The following is a 15,929-nucleotide window of genomic DNA, read 5'->3' on the forward strand; positions in this document are numbered from 1 at the left end:
ACGGAGGAAATAGATGCGCTAGCTTTGCCTGGGAAATTAAAAAACTTTTATCCAGTGAAACAAAAAATTACACTTTTCACACTTGTATTCCTATGCAGTTTAGGAAACCTATTTGCCGACCCTGTCGACAAAAAAACAGCAGTGAAAGCTGCTGCTCTTTGGATGCAACAAAACGCGCAACAAAGAAGCTCACACTCACAAAAAATTCAAAACATCAAGGAAGTTTACTTTAACAAAAGCAAAGTATACTACATTGTTAATTACCAAGGAGGAGGTTATGTTATTGTATCGGCGGACGATGCTACACAACCCGTTTTAGCGTATTCAGATCGCGGAACTTTAGAGGCTACAGAGCCCAATACTCAACACATATTAGCTGCCTATAAATCATTTGTGTACGAAAGTGCCCAAGTGCAAAAGGCCGGAAAGCAAGCGCGTAAAAACAACCGATGGAATGCTTTAAAGCAGGCTTCGGGGAGCCGTACCAAAGTGGTCGCTCCTTTTATGGATGACATCTTGTACACCCAGTCTAGTGGGTTTAACAAATACTGCCCTAGCGATGCCGATGGTCAAGCTATTGTGGGTTGTGTTGCTACCGCCATGGCACAAGTAATGCGCTATTGGGAATTCCCTGCTCGAGGGCGTTCACAACACAGCTATACCCACAACAAGTACGGAAACATCTCTGTAAACTTCGCTAACCAATCATACGATTGGGCAAATATGTCAAAAACCAGAGCAGATGACGAAAATGCCAAGTTATCATACCATTGTGGAGTTGCCGTATCAATGAGTTATGGTACCTCAGCAAACGGAGGCTCAGGAGCGTATTCAAGAGATGCCCTTGCTGCGTTAAAAAAATACTTCAAGTACAACCAATCAGCACAAATGATCTACCGATCTCGTTACTCTGATGCCGATTGGAATGCTGTTATTAAGCAACAGTTAGACCAAAAGCGCCCTGTATTATACTCAGGGAGAAGTAAGAACTTACAAGACCCTAACGCCGGAGGTGCGGGACACTTGTTTGCCTTGGACGGTTATGACACCACTGACCAAGGAGACTATTTCCACATCAACTGGGGATGGGCCGGAAGAAGCAACGGATACTTTTACTTGACAGAAATGATTACCCACGGCGGGAAGTACAATTGGATTGACAGCAATGCCATCATGATCGACGTTTATCCTACCAACGTAGCTCCGAGCTTTGTATCTACTCCGAGTAACTTTGTACGTATCGACCAAGCCTATACCTATAACGTACAAGTAATAGATGAAAACAAAAGAGACCAAGTAACCTTAACCCTTACGCAAAAACCAAACTGGTTACAGTTCGACAATACTTCAGGAAACTACACGCTTAGCGGTACTCCTACCGAGGCAGATGCTGGGAAACACGAAGTTGTATTAACAGCTACTGATGGACAACAAACTACAGAGCACCGCTATACCTTATATGTATTGACAAACAAAGAAGTCGTTGCAAATAAAATTATCGATTTCGAAACTGCCGATTTTAGCCAAGCTAACTTTGCTTCCAATCAAACACACCCTTTCGTTATCGGAACTGAAGGAGGAAATTACAGTATTTCTAAAAACATACAAGACAACCAAAGTTCTGTATTAGAATTAACTCAGGCCTTTGAAACAGCGACAGAAGTTCAATTCGATTACGCCGTATCATCAGAAAGCGGTTATGATTATTTAATTTTTGCTATCGACGGTAAGGAACAAAATAAATGGAGTGGTGAACAAGCTTGGACCACGGTTAGCTTTACAGTACCAGCAGGAAACCACAAACTAACTTGGACCTATCGCAAAGATGCCTCTGTAAAGAAAGGTAAAGATCAGGCTAAAATTGACAATATCCGTTACCAGTACATCACTACTGATACTGAAAAGCCGAGTATTCCTGCCCAGTTAACAGCTGCTGATGTTACCGAAAACAGCCTAACTCTACAATGGCAAGCGGCTACTGACAACGTTAAAGTTAAGCACTACGAGGTGTACCAAAACAACCAATTGGTTTCGACTACGAGTAAAGTAAGTCTTCCTATTAACGACTTAACAGCCAATACCGAGTACCAGTACACTGTTAAATCAGTAGATTTCGCCGGGAATAGCTCTGATGCTTCGAATGCACTTACCCTTACCACACAAGGATCACAACTCAACTACTGTGATGCTAAAGGGCAACGCGTATCATACGAATGGATTGACAGTGTATCATTTGGAGCTATGACAAATACTTCTGGAGCTAATGGTGGTTACGCAGATTTCAGCTCTATGGTAGCAACCGTTACTGCAAATAGCGAAGTAACACTTTCATTAAAAGCAGGATTTAGTAGTAGTACTTATAAAGAACACTTCAGCGTTTGGATTGATTACAACCAAAACGGAACATACGAAGCTGAAGAACAGATTGTGAACGACACGACCGATAATGCTAACAGCAAAACGTACGCCATTCAAATTCCTTCTGGAGCCACTTTGGGAATGACTAAAATGCGCGTTGTTATGCAATACAACCAAGCGCCTGCTGCCTGCGGGACCTTTGTTGATGGTGAAGTCGAGGATTATGCAGTGAACATAGTTCAAACTGCGGCGCGTTATGAACCCAACCAACACCAAACATCTCAACCAATGATCGATTTACAAGTTTATCCAAACCCAGCAAGTCATTTTGTTAACATCTCTAGTGATTTTAACCTACAGAATGCACGTTATGAAATTATAGATACCAACGGACGTATTGTCAAAAGCAACAGCTTTAGAGCAGCCTCGTCTATCGATATCAGAAATTTACCTATTGGAAGTTACTTTGTAAAGGTCTATAACGACACTATTAGCTTTTCAAGAACCTTATTAAAAACTAAAAGATAGTATTTCTAGTCTTTTGTTATCGTGAATGCAGAAAGCGCTCGGGAATGATTTCCGGGCGTTTTCTTTGTTTAATAGCTTTGATAAAGGTAAAAACAAGGAAAGTACTTCATTTATAAAGGATGCTAAAAAACAAAAACCTCAATCGAAATGATTGAGGTTTTTGTGGGGAGAGCAGGATTCGAACCTGCGAAGTCGAAAGACAACGGAGTTACAGTCCGTCCCATTTGGCCGCTCTGGAATCTCCCCAAGAGCTTTTTATTTACTTTTATTTAAAAAGTTTTTCAGTGACCGGGCTGGGGCTCGAACCCAGGACCCTCTCCTTAAAAGGGAGATGCTCTACCAACTGAGCTACCCGGTCATTGTTTTTTGCTTTAGCATATCTGCGTTTGCGGGTGCAAATATAGAAGCTTTTATTGATTGCACAAACTTTTTTTGCGATTATTTTACAAAAAAAATGAAAGTTTTTTTTACTAATCTCATTAACAAAAAGTTAAGTTATAGATTATTTAAGTAGGCTTTTCGCACTTTTTTGAATAAGTTGGACGAATACACAAAATTCACTACTGCTTCATTGTCGGTTTTGAAAATTTCTTGGCTACTTCCCTCCCATGCTTTGTATCCATTTTGCAAAAAAACAATCTTTTCACCGATCTCCATCACTGAATTCATGTCGTGGGTATTGATCACCGTGGTTATTTTATACTCATCCGTGATCTCCTGAATTAAATTATCGATAACGATGGCCGTTTTCGGATCGAGTCCGGAATTGGGCTCGTCACAAAACAAATATTTCGGATTCATCACAATGGCTCGTGCGATAGCCACACGCTTTTGCATTCCTCCTGATAACTCTGCCGGGAACTTCTTGTTGGAGTTTTCCAAATTAACTCGTTTGAGTACTACATTAACTCTTTCTAACATTTCCGCATCCGATTGCTTGGTAAACATCTTTAGCGGGAACATCACGTTTTCTTCCACCGTTTGCGAATCAAACAAAGCACTACCTTGAAACACCATTCCCAATTCTTGACGAAACTGCCTTTTATCATCTATGCTCATTTCTGTATTGACACGGCCGTCATAAACTATAGATCCTGCTTCAGGGGTGTGTAAGCCCACCAATGATTTTAAAAAGACGGTTTTTCCCGAACCACTCTGTCCAATTATTAAACTCGTCTCCCCTGGATGAAAGGACGTCGTTATTCCTTTTAAAATTTCAACCCCATTAAATCCTTTATGTAAATCCTTTACTTCTATCATACCTAAGTTAATAACATTTGAGTGAGAAAATAATTCGCTATTACAATAGTAACTATTGTCCAAACCACTGACTGAGTACTGGCTTTCCCTACTTCTAAAGAACCACCTTTTACATAATACCCGTGGTACGATGGTACGGTAGCAATGATAAAGGCAAATACAACCGTTTTAATTAAGGCATAGGTAATGAGAAAAGGTTTAAAATCCATCTGTACTCCTGTAATAAAATCGATTCCAGAAAACAATCCTGATAATTCCCCTGCTACCCATCCTCCAAAAATTCCGAGGAACATTCCCAAAACAATCAAGAAAGGATAAAAACAAACAGTGGCTATAATTTTGGGGAGTACCAGATAATTCAATGAATTAATCCCCATCACCTCCAAGGCATCAATCTGCTCCGTCACACGCATTGTACCAATACTCGAGGTGATATAAGATCCCACTTTACCTGCCAAAATAATGGAACAAAAAGTAGGTGCAAATTCTAAGATCACCGATCGTTTTGCTGCGAATCCAATCAGGGATTTCGGAATAAACGGACTCTCGAGGTTCAAGGCCGTTTGTAAGGCAATAACTCCTCCGATAAAAAAAGAAATAAAACCAATAATCCCGATAGACTTATGTCCTAACTCCTCAAGTTCTCGTAATAGGGCTTCTTTAAATACGCGAAATCGCTGTGGTTTAGCAACCACCTGTCCAAGCATGGAAAAATACTTACCAATATGCTCTATATAATTCATGAAATGAAAAAATTTTCTTTTGCTAAGGTATAAAAATACCGTTAAATGTAACTATAAATATCCCCCTTCGCTTTCTTTTTAATTACCTTTACAGGGTATTAATTTAGCACACAAAATGAAAAACATTATTGCAGCATTGTTCCTAACAGCTAGCTTAGGAAATGTAACCCAAACAACTGCACAGCAAAAAAATACCAACCCCAAACTCGTTGTAGGTATCGTGGTAGATCAGATGCGCTACGATTACTTAACGCGATTTTATCACCGATATGGTGACGGCGGATTTAAAAGGTTGTTAAAAGATGGATTTTCTTTAGAAAATGCACATTATAACTACATTCCTACCTATACTGCTGTAGGGCATACCTCAATTTACACAGGAACCACACCGTCAAATCACGGAATCATCGGAAATCACTGGTATGACAAATACGCTAAAAAATCAATTTACTGCGTTGACGATGCCAAGCAAACTACCGTTGGTAATTCTGGTAAAGGAGGACAAAAATCACCTTATCGACTCGTAACAACGACCATTACTGATCAGTTACACCTCGCACAAAACATGCAGGGAAAAACCATCGGTATTGCTATAAAAGATCGCTCAGCTATTTTACCTGCCGGGCATACTGCCAATGCTGCTTACTGGTTTGACGGAGGGCAACGCGGAGAATGGATTTCTTCTAGTTATTACATGAAACAACTGCCAACGTGGGCACAAAAATTCAACGCAGCTAAAAAAGCTGACGCCTATTTGAGTACTCCATGGAATACCTTATACGATATTAATACCTATACAGAAAGTATTGAAGACGATAATAATTTTGAAGCTACTTTTAAGGGGGAAGATAAACCTGTATTCCCACATGACATCCCTAAATTAAGAGCGAGCAATAACAATTATAGTATTTTAAAAGCAATCCCTGCGGGGAATACCTTTACTACGGACTTTGCCAAAGCGGCCATTATTGGAGAGCGCCTAGGGAAATCGGCACATACCGACTTTTTAGCCATTAGCTATTCATCTACGGATTACGTGGGGCACCAATTTGGGGTTGCTTCTAAAGAAACGCAGGACACGTATTTGCGTTTGGATCGAGATTTAGAAAGTCTTTTAAAGTTTTTAGACAAACACGTAGGAAAAGGAAAATACACAGTATTCTTAACAGCCGATCACGCGGCAACTCAAGTTCCTTCGTACTTACAATCTGTAAAAATACCTGGTGACTATATCAGCATTAAAAAACTCCGCAACTACCTCGATAAAAGTACCAAAACACAATTTGGATCAGCGGCATTAATTGAAAACATTTCGAACTTCCAAGTGTTTTTAGATCACGATGAACTTAAAAAGAACAGCCTTAAGGCAAACGAAGTTGCTCAGTTCATAGCAGATGAAGCTATTAGATACCGAGGAATTTACAAGGCCGTTACCGCAGCAACGCTTCAAAAAACGACCTTTACCAACGGAATTTTAAACTCACTGCAAAACGGTTACAATCAAAAATTTTCAGGTGATGTTTTACTCATACCAAATCCATCGACGATTAGTTATATGAAGAAAGGAACTACTCACGGATCTGGATATTCATACGATACGCACGTACCTATTATTTTTTACGGGAATGGAATTCGCAAAGGACGTTCTAAAAAGAAGTACGAAATCATTGATATCAGCCCAACCTTGGCCAACTTTTTACAGATTGAATTTCCGAATGGAACTTCAGGAAAAGTCATCGATGAAGTTTTAAAAAGATAAATCTTCGAAAAAAAAAGATGCTCACCGAAATCGGTGAGCATTTTTTTTATTTTTCTGTTTCAACAGGCTTACACTTTTCTTTCGCCTTTTGAAAACATTTATTGCTAGCTCGTTTCTTCCTAAAACGCAGGGTTCCGTTTTCTAAGAGTGCCGTAGCCTCCTTTTTAGTCAGACGTTGCTTTGCGCGTTTTTTTCGCTTTTTTATGTTGGCTTGCTGCTCTTTGTTCTTTTGAGCTACCATTTTTAAATCCAGTGAATTTGCATCTTGCTCTTCCACACCGTCGGCTAAGTATTCTACACCGTTTTCAACGACTACTTGTTGTGCCTGAACAACCATGGATGATAAGCAAAACAAGGCTGCGATTCCAAATCTTTTTAATAATTGTATTGCTTTCATATAGTATTACTTTTTTGTAGCTAGTGTTCAATAAATTTGACACTTTCTCCTATAAAAAGTCACAAAAACAATCAATTCCTTACAAAAAAAGCAATTAATCTGGATTATTGAGAATCACCAAAGCACCAATTACTCCCGGTACCCAACCACAAAGGGTTAATAAAAAAACAATAATTACAGAGCCACATCCTTTCCCTAATACGGATAATGGAGGAAATAAAATGGCCAATAAAACTCGTAGTAAACTCATAAATCTTCTAATTCTTTACTTAAAAGACGAGTAATACTGAATATTGTTACATCAATTTCCCGAAAAATACGGCATTCATAAACAATTTATTCGTTCCGTACCAAAAAGCTCTAAAGTTGGTATTGTCTGTAAATCCAATCACTCTTCCTTTCCCCAATCGCTGAACTTTAAAAGGCACCGATCCTTTTAGTAATTCGAGATTCTCTTCAGAAATATACCCTGAAAGTAGCGGAGTTTGTGTATACTGAATCGGATTGTTGTAGCTCTTTGCATCCGGAGCCATGAATACTGTCGTGTTTCTAAACAGAGCCAAATCTTTATTTTTATATCCAAAAGCTATGGGATGAGAACGATCGAGTGCCGCCTTAAAAATGGCACCACCGATAACCTGAGCCCCACTTTGCAGTCGTTTATTTTCAAAACTAACTCCTGTTACTTGGTCGTTTTTAGGCTTTTTAAAGGTTGCCTTAAAAAGACCTCGCTGCTTCATCCAACGCAAGGAATTTCTGAAACCAATCAACACCCCTCCATTTTTAACCCAGGTCTTTAATTTTACGACTGCTTCTGGAGACAGGGATCTCGAATTCGGAACTACTATTGTCGTATAACGACTTAGGTCTACTCGAGTCACGTAATCTGTTGAAAGTTTTGTCAATTTCATACCGTAGCGTCTGTCTAATAAATGCCATATCTCTCCGGCATCATTGCTAGAGACCCCATCACCTACGAGCATGGCAACCGAAACTTTTTTTACCCTTTTAAAGCGTCTACTTCCCAAATCAATACCTCCGTTCAAACCAGTTGAAACCGCTTGCAGCGCTACGCCCGATTCAGCCGCTAGCTCTTTTAAATAAGCGTACAAGGCCTCTTTTGACAGACATTGGTTTTGTACGGGAATAAAAATTGTTCCATAATCATAGGTCCTATTGTTATTCGTAAATTTTTTCATTCCGACAAATGCGCGGAGCTCTTTATTTAAGAGGGCATTCAATACTTTAGGTGTGTAGTACTCATTCCAAGGCATCAAGTATCCCAGCCCACTCTTTGCCGATACTGTACCGCTGTTCTTAGAAGGTGTTACTATTTCATCACCTAATAGCTCTAGAGAAACGTTAGCTTCAGCATCCACCCCGAAGGCGTGATCAAATGACCAAGCAGAAACATCGTAAAAAAGGCTGTCTCTAAACTGAGTTCTCTTGTCAAAAATAGCCTTAACCAATCGCGATTGCTGCTGCTTGTAAGGTACAACAAAACTCGAAGTACTCGAGTACTTCTTTCCTGATTTCACAACATCCTTCTTTAATCGATGTACTTTTATCTGATGTTTTTTTAACACGTTCACCAAAGCCAAGGTTTTACTTTTGTCTTTAGCATCTCCAAACAAAATTCCTTTATTCGCGCCTTCTGTTCTTGCTTTCTTAAAAAAGTTTCGTTGGTATTGCAGCAGTTTCACACGCATCGCTTTGGCTGCTTCCAATGTCGACAAGGCTGCCGTAAACTGATTGCGGATGGTAAACGGAAACCTCAGCACTCCGTGATCACTCTCTTGCGCATGTCCTCTCGAACTCCCTTGTTCGAATAAAATACCAATTCCCCCATTAATATCCGGAAACGTAGATCCTTTTCCGTAATAAAAATCATCGAAATCCTCTTCCGAATAATACAACGATCCAATGGCATCCAGTGCCTTGGCATGATAGGTTCCTATCTCACGAGTTAATTCTTGATTTAACTCAGGGGTTAGTGGGTGGGTTCTTTCAGGAATACCTGGTTGAAAAAAGAAGGTAGAGTTGGTACCCATTTCATGGTGGTCAGTCAATATATTGGGTTTCCATTCATGGAAGGTTTTAATTCGAACCTTACTTTCCGGTAACTGCACAGGTAACCAATCCCTATTCATATCAAACCAATAATGGTTGGTTCTTCCTCCGGGCCATACTTCGTGATATTCACGATCGTTTGGATCTGGGTTGATTTCTGAAGCTTTGTGAATATTTGCCCAATATGCAAAACGTTGCAAGCCATCTGGATTCAACGACGGGTCGAATAGTATTACTGACTTGTTTAACAGTTCTTGAATTTCAGGTCCTTCAGCAGCCGTAAGGTAATACGCCAAGGCCAAGGCCGCATTGGAACCACTCGCTTCATTACCATGAATAGAAAACCCTTGGTATACCACCACTGGTTGTTGCTCTATATCAACCTGTTCTCCATTGACATTCGCCAGGTGATTACGGCGAATTTCCGCGATGTTTTGCAAATTCTCAGGACTGCTAATTTTTAGTAAAATCAAAGGGCGACCTTCAAAAGTTTTTCCTCTTTTTTCTAATTGAACTCTATCGGAAACTGCAGCCAAGTTTTCCATGTACTGAAGCAATTTGTCGTGGGTTATATGCCACTCCCCTACCTCGTGTCCTATAATTGATTTGGGTGTCGGAATTTTTTCGTTGTAGGTTACCCCTTTCGGGAGGTAGTACGACAAATCTATCTTTTGTGCATTGATTCCTGTGGACATCAGGAACAACAAGATCCATAGAGTTTTCTTCATATACTAATACGTTTAAAACTCTAAAGATACTTAATAGGCTTCTCAATTAAAATCCAACCATCACTTTAACGAAATTTTAAGAATACCTCCCTCCGAGTTCTTGAAACGTTCTCGTCGAAAATCCCACTTTCGCAAACTGTTGTAATAGACGTTCTATTTCAGGGTTTTGCAAACTTTTCCTGTGATATCCAATACCTACTTCACGGTAATACACTGGACCTTCAAAAGGACGTACCTCAAAACCGTACCATCCATCGATGAGTCCTTCTGGTAAAAATGTCAAGCCTACCCCAGCCATGAGTAAGGAGAGTACCTCTTCTTTTGAATGGCAGTTCGCCACTGTTTTGGGCGCTTCTCCTTGGGCATTTAACAGGGATAAACACTGCTGATGAGCCTCGCAGGGAGGGCAGTGAATAAAAGGTTCTCCTATGAGATCTTGTAAAGCAATAGCATCCTTTTTAAGCAAGGCGTGTCCTTCTGGAATACAGAGTACATAGGCCTCTTTCCACAAAGGTTGAAATAGCGTACCCTCGAACTTCCATTCCCTGACCAGTAAATTCAAATCTCGGTCGCGGTGTATTTCTCCAACTTCCCATTGAACTGCCCCTAATACGGCATTGCTCTGCCTAAAGAATTGCTGTTTTTGCTCCTGCGCTAAACCACTGGCAATTCCAATAGTAATTTCGCAAGTAAAGTCAAGTGTTTTAAACTGTTGAGACAAGTCGTTTAACTCCGTAACCAAACGCTTCGCTCTCGGGTATAATTGATGTCCCTCAGCAGTAGGAACAACTCCCTTTTTACTTCGGTGAAACAACACCACACCCAATTGGTATTCTAAGTCCTTTATCCCATTTGACACATTGGGTTGTGATACAAAATTTCGCTTTGCTGCTCTGGTTAAGTTCTTTTCTTCATATACCGTAACAAAAAAGCGCAACAACCTACTATCCATAACTAAAACTTATACATTCAATACAAATATAGTATTTTGAAACAACACACTTGTGTAAATACCTTTGCATTCATAACTAAAAAATATAGTAAACCCATGTCAAAACCGTTACTAATTATCACAGGAGCGAGCTCAGGAATTGGTGCCGCCACCGCTGAGCTTTTCGCACAACAAGGACATCCTCTTTTATTGATTGCAAGAAGACTCGAGAAACTAGAAGCGCTTTCCCTTCCCAACACCCTATGCAAACAAGTAGATGTTACCGATTTTACAGCTCTCACTCAAGCTATTCAAGAAGCAGAAGCACTGTTTGGACCTGCGGATGCTATTATCAACAATGCAGGAACTATGTTACTAGGCGCTATTGATACGCAACAGCCCGAAGAATGGAAAAAAATGTTTGATGTCAATGTACTCGGAGTATTGCATGGTATGCAAGCCGTGCTTCCTCAAATGAAGCAACGACAAAGAGGGACTATTATCAATATCAGTTCTATTGCTGGACGAAAAACCTTTCCAAATCACGCGGCCTACTGCGGAACAAAGTTCGGCGTTCACGCCATATCGGAAAACACCCGTGAAGAAGTCGCCTCTTTTGGTATTCGCGTGGTTACGATTGCACCGGGAGCGGTCGAAACCGAACTCCTCTCACATACCAGTTCGGATAGTATTAAAAATGCCTACGAAGAATGGAAAAACACGATGGGTCAGGTGCTGCATCCAACAGAAGTTGCTCAGTCAATACTCTTTGCCTACCAACAACCTCAACACCTTAACATTCGAGAAATTGTGCTTGCCGCCACGAAACAAGAAGCCTAATAACCAACTGATTGAACTCATAATTCAATCAGTTTTTGTACCTTGGAGAGATCAACTAACATCGCTCTATGTACATACAAAAAACCTTTCCTTTGAAAGCCATGCTTCGATGGACACGACGTTATACCTACCTCTTTTTTTTACTCAGCATCATCCCCGTTGTTTTATTCGATTTGCTGCGTTGGAAATGGCTATACGTTCCTTGGTTACCACTCGGAGTTTTGGGAACTGCCGTTTCTTTCATCATCAGTTTTAAAAACAACGCCTCATACGACCGCCTTTGGGAAGCGCGAAAAATTTGGGGTGGTATCGTGAACACCTCTCGTTCCTTTACCGTCATGGTCAAAGACTTTGTACAGAGTGATCAACTCACTGCAGCGGAACTCCATACAATCCACAAAGAGCTCGTATATCGCCATGTGGCTTGGTTAACGGCATTGCGCTACCAAATGCGATCAGACAAGCCTTGGGAAAACCACTTAAAAAACAATGCTTCCAATCGGGAATTTCGCAGAGAGCACCTAGAGGTATTGGAAGACAAGATCCCCTTAGAAAAAGAACTGCTCCCTTACCTAACTGAAAACGAATTGCAGACAGTACTTCAAAAAGGAAACCGAGCATCACAACTCCTAGGAATTCAATCGACCCGACTACGTGAACTATACCAAAACGGCTGTATTGATAACTTCAGACATATGGAACTCGAAAAATCATTGACGGAACTGTATACCTTACAAGGAAAATCTGAACGCATCAAAAATTTCCCTTATCCTCGTCAGTTTGCAACTCTCAATTTTATTTTCGTTTGGATTTTCATCATCTTACTTCCCTATGGCATGATGCAAGAATTTGAAGCTCTAGGAGATCGCATTTTAAAATCTCTAGCGCAACACGAAGTAAAAACCGCCATAATGCACCAAGTTCAAGTATTTATTGCCCGACATTTTGAATGGTTTTCCATTCCTTTTAGCGCGCTGATTTCATGGGTGTTTTTCACGATGGAAGCTATAGGAGAAAATTCGGAAAACCCTTTTGAGGGAGGGCCGAATGACGTTCCGATTACTGACTTGGCTCGAGGCATAGAAATTGATATTCGACAATTAATTGACGACGAACAGATTCCAGAACCCAGAATTTGGAAAAATGATATCATCCTTTAAAAAACCTATCATTTACAAGCTATTTAACAAAAAATAACACAATAAAATCACTATAATTTTGAGAAAAGTTCAAAATTAAAAGTAGGGTGATTTAAAACTTAACTGTCATTAAATAAAGCAAAACATTAAAACAACAATGAAAAACACATTACCCCTACTGTTTGGTGCTTTTATGATGTTTCCTAGCTTAACGGAAGCTCAAGAAAGCAATTGGAGGTTAGCTCCAGTTCAAGAACAAAGTAACTTTTTTGAAATCGTAAAAAACGAGAACAACAAGTTACAACAAGCGCGTTCTAGAAGCGATCGCAAAAGCAAAAAACAGGTAAAACAATTTGAGCGTTGGCAAAACTTTTGGAAAGACCGCGTATTAGCCGACGGTTCGTTCATGCCAGTATCACACGATTACAACGAGTGGTTAAAAGAAAATCAGCGCCATGCTAAAATGTCGAGAAATCGCGCAGCTAGCGCTCCTAAATGGACACTCGTTGGACCAGCAAAGCCACCAAAGTCGAACGTTGGATTCTACCCTGGAATGGGACGTTTGAACACTGTTGCCTTTAATGGAACCGATTTAAACACTTTGTATGTTGGAAGTCCAGCAGGAGGTGTATGGAAAACTACTGATGGTGGTAAAACATGGGCTCCAAAAGGAGATAACTTTCCTAACCTAGGAGTATCACACATTGACATCAGTAAAAAAGATCCGAAAATCTTGTATTTAGCTACTGGAGATTTTGACGGAGGACACACCCGTTCATTGGGAGTATTTAAGTCTGTAGATGCTGGGGAAACTTGGAAACCAACAGGACTTAGCTATACCTTAGCTGACAGAAACTTAATGGCTAAAGTATTGATTGACCCTGCAAATCCAGACATCGTTTTAGCGTGTACTAAAAGTAGTATTAAAAGAACTACTGACGGTGGTAAAACTTGGAAAGACGTGCATACCGAAGCCAATGCCTTTTTTAACGATTTACAGTACAAAACTGGAAGTAGTACTACAGTATACGCTACTACCTACCGTGGAAAATTCTTAATTTCAAAAGACAACGGAGCTACGTGGAAAGTAGCAAGTACTCCTTCAACTGCACGTTTGGATATGGCACAAACTGCCAATGACCCGAATTTAATTATGGTTGTTGATGCGAACGGTAAAGTGCAAAAATCAACGAATGAAGGAACTTCATGGTCTACCGTATCAACCATTGCTCAGTACTCTTCGCAAGGAGGATACAATATTACCATTGCGATTTCTCCTAAAGACAAAAACCTTGTCCTCGTTGGAGGTGTTGAAGGATGGAGATCTAAAAATGGAGGAACGACTTGGGAAAAGTATTTAGACGGATACTGGGAACCAGGAAGAGCGTATTTCTACGTACACTCTGACCACCACGATATGATGTTTGTACCAGGTACCAACACTGCAATCTCTGTAAACGATGGTGGAATTTTCAAAGGAGATGCTTCTTTGGATACCAAATGGACAGACTTATCTTCAGGATTGGCAATTACTCAATATTACAATGTATCTGGAACTCCTAAATCAGCAGGAAAATTGATTATGGGAGCACAGGATAACGACATCGCCATCTATGACGGTACCGAGTTTAAAGGTGAAAATGCAGGAAGTGACGGAGTAGAAGGTCTTTGGGATTATTCAGATTCTAACTACGCATGGACTTGTAGTCAAAACGGAATCATGATGCGTACTACTGATGGATTCAAAACTGCTGCTCGTAGACTTAGAACACCTGCAGGAGCTCCTTTCGTTTGGGAATTGGAAATTCACCCTACAGACCCTAAAACCATTTATGGTGGATTTGGAGACATCTATAAGTCTACCGATCGTGGAGATACTTGGAAGAGTTTAAATTCAGGTGTTGGAACTATTGAATTCATTTCTATTGCACCTTCTAACCCTAACGTAATATACGTGTCAAGTGGAAGTAATGTAAAAATGACTATCAACGGAGGAACTTCATGGACGAATGTAAACCACCCTCAAATAGCCACGGTAAAAAGTATCGAGGTACACCCTACTAAACCTAATGAAGTGTATATCGCTTATACTGGATATACGGCTGGAAAGGTATACAAATCGACTGATTCAGGTAAAAACTGGTCAAACATCACAGGTTCGTTACCAAACATTCCTACCCATAAAATCATTTATAAAACAGGAACTAGTGATGGTGAATTGTTTTTAGCTACAGATTTAGGAGTATACTACAGAAACAACACGAAAGGTGACTGGGTACGTTTAGGACAAGGGTTACCAAATGTTATCGTATACGATTTAGAAATTCACTACGGAACCAATAAATTAAGAGCTGCAACTTACGGAAGAGGACTTTGGGAAGTTTCTGTCGCTGCTTCAGTATTGAGTACGGAAGAGACGAGCTTGCCTACGAACGCAGTAGCTCTTTATCCAAACCCTACTTTAGACAAGAGCTTTACAGTAAAGTTAGCCAACTTAAATGGTGATAGTACCATTTTAGTATACAACGTAATTGGAAGTGTGGTAAGAGAAATCAAAACCTCACAAAAAGAAACTCAAGTGAGCTTAAATGGATTTGCAAAAGGTATTTACTTAGTTAAAGTAACTAATAATAACAAGAGCACAACCAGAAAATTAATTGTAAAGTAATTACAAACGACAAAAGAGGTTAAGCCAGTGGTTTAACCTCTTTTTTTAATCTATGCATTTATGAAAAAAGCCATCCCCTTAGGTCTTTTCCTCGTTTTTTGTTTGGCCTGTAAATCACCTGTAGTCATTGATACTGCTATCAAACAAATTCGTTATGGAGGACGTGCTGGTGCCCAGCCTATTACTTCCTTTCTCATCGAATTTAAGGTAACCAAAGATATCTTGGTACAGCTTGACAGTGCCGACGTTGTTACTAGTGCTCAAAAACACCGTGTTCAACAACAATTAAGCGCTGCCAAATCCAATACCTTGCTCAGCACAATTCGCAAAAAAGGCAGTTACTTATTAAGCCTTGAATTAAGTCCTGACAACATCATTACAACAGTACCGGACGCACGTACAAACGATCAAGTAACACTGTACTATCGCATCAATAACACGCCAAAAAAACTCGTTCTTGAAAAATTCATAGAAAAGCAAAAAACGCGACGTTAATATTTAAGAGATT

12 protein-coding genes and 2 tRNA genes are annotated in these 15,929 nt (G+C 40.1%); 6 read left to right on the forward strand and 8 right to left on the reverse strand.

The window, feature by feature from the left end; translation table 11 throughout:
* The first annotated feature begins 54 nt into the window (after window positions 1-54).
* Window positions 55-2,886 (forward strand): C10 family peptidase, encoded by a 2,832-nt coding sequence (locus tag ACXAG7_RS08450; RefSeq protein WP_476666586.1) that lies wholly within the window; start codon window positions 55-57, stop codon window positions 2,884-2,886.
* A 163-nt stretch (window positions 2,887-3,049) separates the two neighbouring features.
* Here ACXAG7_RS08450 and ACXAG7_RS08455 read toward each other — a convergent pair.
* The 4 genes from ACXAG7_RS08455 to ACXAG7_RS08470 form a co-directional block, all read right to left on the reverse strand.
* Window positions 3,050-3,132, reverse strand: a tRNA-Tyr gene (locus ACXAG7_RS08455).
* 39 nt (window positions 3,133-3,171) lie between these two features.
* Window positions 3,172-3,244: transfer RNA gene (locus ACXAG7_RS08460), tRNA-Lys, on the reverse strand.
* 137 nt (window positions 3,245-3,381) lie between these two features.
* Window positions 3,382-4,146 (reverse strand): ABC transporter ATP-binding protein, encoded by a 765-nt coding sequence (locus ACXAG7_RS08465; RefSeq protein WP_408044872.1) that lies wholly within the window; start codon window positions 4,144-4,146, stop codon window positions 3,382-3,384.
* A 2-nt stretch (window positions 4,147-4,148) separates the two neighbouring features.
* Window positions 4,149-4,889: an MlaE family ABC transporter permease gene (locus ACXAG7_RS08470; RefSeq protein ID WP_408044873.1), complete on the reverse strand. Its 741-nt coding sequence runs from the start codon at window positions 4,887-4,889 to the stop codon at window positions 4,149-4,151.
* A 115-nt stretch (window positions 4,890-5,004) separates the two neighbouring features.
* Between ACXAG7_RS08470 and pafA the strand changes: the two genes are divergently transcribed.
* Complete coding sequence (gene pafA / locus ACXAG7_RS08475) at window positions 5,005-6,648, forward strand: alkaline phosphatase PafA (RefSeq protein WP_476666587.1); 1,644 nt, start codon at window positions 5,005-5,007, stop codon at window positions 6,646-6,648.
* Window positions 6,649-6,694: 46 nt separating this feature from the next.
* Here the strand turns inward: pafA and ACXAG7_RS08480 are convergent, their stop codons facing one another.
* From ACXAG7_RS08480 to ACXAG7_RS08495, 4 genes are all read right to left on the reverse strand, one after another.
* Window positions 6,695-7,045, reverse strand: coding sequence for a hypothetical protein (locus ACXAG7_RS08480; RefSeq protein WP_408044875.1), 351 nt, complete (start codon window positions 7,043-7,045; stop codon window positions 6,695-6,697).
* 94 nt (window positions 7,046-7,139) lie between these two features.
* On the reverse strand, window positions 7,140-7,295 hold the full coding sequence (locus ACXAG7_RS08485) for a YqaE/Pmp3 family membrane protein (RefSeq protein ID WP_408044876.1): 156 nt from the start codon (window positions 7,293-7,295) through the stop codon (window positions 7,140-7,142).
* A gap of 46 nt (window positions 7,296-7,341) precedes the next feature.
* On the reverse strand, window positions 7,342-9,843 hold the full coding sequence (locus tag ACXAG7_RS08490) for a M14 family metallopeptidase (RefSeq protein WP_476666588.1): 2,502 nt from the start codon (window positions 9,841-9,843) through the stop codon (window positions 7,342-7,344).
* Window positions 9,844-9,919: 76 nt separating this feature from the next.
* Window positions 9,920-10,795: a LysR family transcriptional regulator gene (locus tag ACXAG7_RS08495; protein WP_476666589.1), complete on the reverse strand. Its 876-nt coding sequence runs from the start codon at window positions 10,793-10,795 to the stop codon at window positions 9,920-9,922.
* Between the two features lie 96 nt (window positions 10,796-10,891).
* Here ACXAG7_RS08495 and ACXAG7_RS08500 point away from each other — a divergent pair, with 96 nt between their 5' ends.
* The 4 genes from ACXAG7_RS08500 (at window position 10,892) to ACXAG7_RS08515 (ending at window position 15,916) form a co-directional block, all read left to right on the forward strand.
* Window positions 10,892-11,614 (forward strand): SDR family oxidoreductase, encoded by a 723-nt coding sequence (locus tag ACXAG7_RS08500; RefSeq protein ID WP_408044879.1) that lies wholly within the window; start codon window positions 10,892-10,894, stop codon window positions 11,612-11,614.
* A 68-nt stretch (window positions 11,615-11,682) separates the two neighbouring features.
* Entirely contained in the window at window positions 11,683-12,774 is a 1,092-nt protein-coding gene (locus ACXAG7_RS08505) for a bestrophin family protein (RefSeq protein WP_408044880.1), read from the forward strand.
* A 136-nt stretch (window positions 12,775-12,910) separates the two neighbouring features.
* On the forward strand, window positions 12,911-15,421 hold the full coding sequence (locus tag ACXAG7_RS08510; RefSeq protein WP_476666590.1) for a T9SS type A sorting domain-containing protein: 2,511 nt from the start codon (window positions 12,911-12,913) through the stop codon (window positions 15,419-15,421).
* 60 nt (window positions 15,422-15,481) lie between these two features.
* Window positions 15,482-15,916 carry a hypothetical protein gene (locus ACXAG7_RS08515; protein WP_408044882.1) on the forward strand — a complete coding sequence of 145 codons (435 nt, stop codon included), beginning with the start codon at window positions 15,482-15,484 and terminating at the stop codon, window positions 15,914-15,916.
* Window positions 15,917-15,929: the final 13 nt, after the last annotated feature.

The sequence above is a fragment of the Tenacibaculum sp. AWR4_210 genome (genome assembly GCF_056160945.1).